Origin of the sequence: Glaciimonas sp. Gout2 (genome assembly GCF_035018905.1) — a bacterium.
Taxonomy (GTDB): Bacteria; Pseudomonadota; Gammaproteobacteria; order Burkholderiales; family Burkholderiaceae_D; genus Glaciimonas.
In genome coordinates this window covers 1-3,877 of record NZ_JASJXA010000095.1, presented here as the reverse complement: position 1 = coordinate 3,877, position 3,877 = coordinate 1, and the positions used below count along the sequence as shown (strand labels likewise).

Below are 3,877 nucleotides of genomic sequence, written 5' to 3'. Positions count from 1 at the left end.
AGCTTGGATCAATCCAATGACAGTCCTGATGAGCTGTATCTTGATCAATTTGAACATCAATTCCCAGGCGTGTAATCTCCTCAGACATGTGTACCAGACGTATTTTTCCGAAGCGAATACATAACTGCTCAGTACGAATTTCATTAATTAGTAATACCAGATGATCAACCTTCATTTGCTCTGAGCCGCGGATTAAAAAATCAGGCAGACGTACGCCATAATCAATAAAGAATTGGCTGCGCAACCGCTGGCCGAGTTGATTGTCAACAAATTCTTTCTTTTGCGACTCAGGTACTAGCAGAATGAAAGTAACCGTTTCGGTAATGACCTTATCGAGGTCGGCGATTAAACCCAATTGCTCGCTATCTCCAGTCTCAGTATCCTGTGTTGGCTTGGTGACATTATCGATCTCCTGCGCGCTACGTTTTCGGCGAAATCCAAGATAAAGATATCCTCCCAGCGTCAACGCAAGTCCAAGGAACACAAAAACAGGGAAGCCAGGTAGGAAAGCGACCCCCACTGCCAAAACAGCGGTAATACCAACCGCGAACGGCTTGTTCAAAAGCTGCCCCATGATATTACGTCCCAGATTGGAGTCGTCGCCATTGATGCGCGTAACAATTAGCCCGGCGCTGATGGAAATTAACAGGGCAGGAATCTGAGCAACGAGTCCGTCACCGATAGTCAACATGGTGTAAGTCTGCAGCGCAGTTGACATGTCCATGTTGTACTGCGTTACGCCGACCCCAATGCCACCGATAAAATTAACGAAGACAATGATAATCCCGGCAATGGCATCGCCTTTAATGAACTTCATCGCCCCATCAAAAGAGCCATATAGCTGACTTTCCCGCTCTAATACGCTACGGCGTTCTTTGGCTGCATCACCATCAATCACGCCAGCTTTTAAATCTCCATCGATGCTCATCTGCTTTCCGGGCATTCCATCCAACGAAAAACGTGCAGCTACTTCAGCAACCCTTTCTGAACCCTTTGTAATAACGATAAACTGAACAATGGTGATAATTGAAAAGATAACAAATCCAACAATCAAACTATCGCCGATTACATACTGTCCAAAAGTACTGATAATGTCGCCAGCATCGGCCTCTGTGAGGATTAGCCGACTAGTGCTGATCGACAAAGACAATCTAAAAAGTGTAGTGATGAGTAGGATCGTTGGAAAAGTCGAGAAATTTAAAATTCTGTCGACGTAAAACGACCCCATAAATAGCAGGATTGCAATGACAATATTTAGAGCGATTAGAAAATCAACCAAGAACATTGGCAACGGCACTATCAACATCGCAATGATCATCACCATTAGCATGACAATGATCAACTCTGGATGCGCTTTTGTATTGGCGAGTAATGTAGAGATCATCACCCCGCCTCTACAGTTGCGGTCGCACTTGCCGCTGCTCCAGCAATTCTGCTGTGTACGTCAAATCAATCGTATGATCGAACGCGGCAACGGCGTCAGAAAGTCCGCGGTCATTTTCGAATAACGCGTCTGGTAGTTGCTTGTACGCACTGCGCACAGCGTTGAGTAAAATAGAGCGTTCACGACTACTTTGCAGGATACATAACGGACCAAACGTTTGAGTTAGCAGTTCAGACATTGGCGATTGGTTCCTCACAATGCGGCATAACAATAACAACCAATCCGCCTCCTCCTCTTCATGTGGCATTACCAATTTTTTGACCAATAGGGAGATCACAAACTCTTGATCCGCAGTTCGCAGCAATCGGAGCTTTGTCATATGCGCACCTAAATTACTGAACTCAAGAAGATCACAGCTTGGATTTTCAGATTGGATATCAATACGCAAGGATTCCTCCATAAAATTGAGTACCGCGTGTCGCTCTTTGTAGCCATAACTGGCAATCCATTCCTCCTAATCGCCCACTGGACGATTATTTCCTTCTAGAAATCGACGATATGTTTGTCTTAAAAAGGACGCTTTTAGCGCTAACTTTGCGCCGAACAAACGCGCCTTTAACGCACAGTTAATACCAGCCTTTAGCATCTTTAAATCTGCTTTTTCTTCCATTTTCGCAAGCAACGCTTCCAGCCGCGTGCGCTGAACCTGTGATAATTCTTTTCTTTTTAACAGCTCCTTCAGAACTAGGTAAAGATCGCTATCATCTAAAAAAAGAGCCCGTGCTCGCTCCATCAGAATATCGATATCACTATTCTTTACCGATAGAACTTCGATGAGTTTTTTCGCTTTTGGTACTACATCGTCATCCAGAACACGTTCGAAACTTTCACTCAACAAATTTCCTTTCTGCTCCAATTCACGGCGATTACGAAACTGCGCTGCGACGCTAGCCATGTCATCTGCCATGTCCGTCAGCTTTTGCTGAAGAGCTGCAGGTGTTTGTTCATCCACGTTCTCAAACTCTGGCTGTTGTGGTATTCCTTCACTGGCAGATTTTATCGATTCTTTCTGTCGGGTCTGCGCCTGAAATAGCGTGGAGATAGCTGTACCTGAAGTTGGATTAATCGCCATCGTGAATATTCATTCGCTCTACACGACCAACTTCTGGCGTCCTGTCGAATCTTTTAATGAGGGTATCCAATACGATTTCTTGTTCTATATTTTTTGTGCCTAAATCAATGCCACTATCAATCTCACGAGGCGTGATAAGAAATACCCGCACTGTATTCTTGTTATGCGACTGTCTGTACCGAAAGGCACCACCAATGAAAGGCAAATCACCTAATATTGGAATCTTCTCAATTTGATTTCCGCTTTCACCGCGAGTGTAGCCACCAATAAGCAAACTCTTCCCTTTTGGGACTCTTGCTACGGTACTAATTTTGGTTCGTCCGACAGTAGGCAATGCTCCGTTTAGCGCTACCTCACTAGGTGGAATTTCGTTTCCATCTTCAATATTAAGCGAAAGCTCGACATCGTCTACGGCTGTAAATCGTGGCAATACGTGTATCAACGTGCCGTAAGTGACGTGCTGTAATTCGACTGCTCGTTCGGAAATTAGTGGCGTATAAAATGTACGATTATTGTCGAACATCGCTGGTGTATTCTCTTGCGTCAACAATACTGGTCGAGAAACGATTTGAGCTTTATTGTCACGAGCCAGTGCCATGATTGATGCAATAAATTGCAATCCCTCTAAACTGGCTACCGAGGTTCTGGACGTTCCCTTGTTAAAACCAGCACCGAATTGACCTCCAAGCGAAAAGGATCCTTGCCAGTTCACCCCAAGCTGATCCAGATCGTCTTTCTGCAAGTCGATAATCCAAAGTGAGAGTTCAACTTGTCTTTTTTTTTCGTCTAAAGCTTCAACTAAATGACGAACGAGCTGAATCTGATCGCGAGTCCCCTTGACCAAGAGGCTGTTCGTTTCAGGATAAGCAATAATACGCGTCGCTGTTGAGGATCGACTCACTCCAGCATTAGTCTGAGCATTGGTATCAAGAGGCGGAGGTAGGTCTACGACTCTTGCATCCTTCAACGGAGTGCCGCTAATGGATTTCGGCACTTCCGTTGTCAGTTCTTTTTGCACTCCTTCCAGTAAATTATTTACCACTGTAGCGATTCCTGGAATAATAATGTTGTCATCCCGTCGCGTATATGAGCGGTCGGTGACAAAAGTGTTATTTAACTTAATAACTTCAATGTGTTGCCGCTCCCGATTAACGATCCGGCCATCCATAAATTCGGCACTTTGCGTCACCAAATCAATATAAATAGGTGGGCCCGAGATGTAAAAAATGTTATCCCCATCGCTACGCAATGGATAACGCGAATCTGCCAATCCAGATTTTTTAAGAAAATTCGCGAGTTCGTTTAAACTAATATTGTGCAATGTGATTATTCTGTTCTTGATCTCCGAAACATCGTAAATA

4 protein-coding genes are annotated in these 3,877 nt (G+C 44.4%); all 4 read right to left on the bottom strand.

Features of this window, described 5'->3' with window-relative positions:
- On the bottom strand, positions 1 to 1,384 hold a 1,384-nt coding region (locus QN379_RS23105), incomplete at its 3' end, for an FHIPEP family type III secretion protein (protein ID WP_323507728.1).
- A gap of 10 nt (positions 1,385 to 1,394) precedes the next feature.
- Positions 1,395 to 1,763: a hypothetical protein gene (locus tag QN379_RS23100; protein WP_323507727.1), complete on the bottom strand. Its 369-nt coding sequence runs from the start codon at positions 1,761 to 1,763 to the stop codon at positions 1,395 to 1,397.
- Between the two features lie 135 nt (positions 1,764 to 1,898).
- Complete coding sequence (sctW, locus tag QN379_RS23095) at positions 1,899 to 2,516, bottom strand: type III secretion system gatekeeper subunit SctW (protein ID WP_323507726.1); 618 nt, start codon at positions 2,514 to 2,516, stop codon at positions 1,899 to 1,901.
- Positions 2,506 to 3,877, bottom strand: a 1,372-nt coding sequence (sctC, locus tag QN379_RS23090) for a type III secretion system outer membrane ring subunit SctC (protein WP_323507725.1), incomplete at its 5' end; no start/stop codon positions are given. The genes sctC and sctW, both read right to left, overlap by 11 nt.

Excerpts from the sequence above, each read along its gene's own strand:
- QN379_RS23100 (WP_323507727.1), bottom strand. The coding sequence starts at position 1,763 with ATGACAAAGCTCCGATTGCTGCGAACTGCGGATCAAGAGTTTGTGATC.
- sctW (WP_323507726.1), bottom strand. The coding sequence starts at position 2,516 with ATGGCGATTAATCCAACTTCAGGTACAGCTATCTCCACGCTATTTCAG.